Source organism: Halomonas flagellata (assembly GCF_022487945.1).
Classification (GTDB): Bacteria; Pseudomonadota; Gammaproteobacteria; order Pseudomonadales; family Halomonadaceae; genus Halomonas; species Halomonas flagellata.
Genome location: NZ_JAKVPY010000162.1, coordinates 1 through 500 on the forward strand (window position 1 = coordinate 1; position 500 = coordinate 500).

Sequence of the window (500 nt, forward strand, 5' to 3'; positions counted from 1 at the left end):
TGCAGCAGCCTATCAGCACGCTTTGATATGGAAAATCACCGGAAAGAGTGCTCATGGCGACAAGGCTGTGGAAATACTGAACGATTGGTCTGCAACACATACTAAGCTTACGGGGAATGCGGACAGGTATCTGGCTTCCGGACTTTTTGGTTACCAGTTTGCCAATGCAGCTGAAATGATGCGGGACTATCCCGGATTTGAATTTGAAAGGTTTAAAGATTACTTGCTTAATGTCTTTTATTACCCCTTGGTAGAACGTTTTCTTTACGGAAATAGTTTTGGATTGGATCACAATGACGCATGTATTACCAATTACCTCGCGAATTGGGACCTTTGCAATATGGCAGCGATGATCGCTATTGGGATTTTATGTGACAATCGCGAGATTTACAATAAAGCTATTGCATATTTTAAGACGGGTGGGGGAAATGGATGTATTACACATGCGGCTAATCGTGTACATTCGCCCACTCTGGCACAATGGGAAGAAAGCGGCAGGG

Annotated in this window: 1 protein-coding gene; it reads left to right on the forward strand. The window is 44.0% G+C overall.

What is annotated here, in order from left to right; all coding sequences use genetic code 11:
• Positions 1 to 500 (forward strand): alginate lyase family protein (locus MKP05_RS21685; RefSeq protein ID WP_240570189.1); only part of this gene is annotated, 500 nt, incomplete at both ends.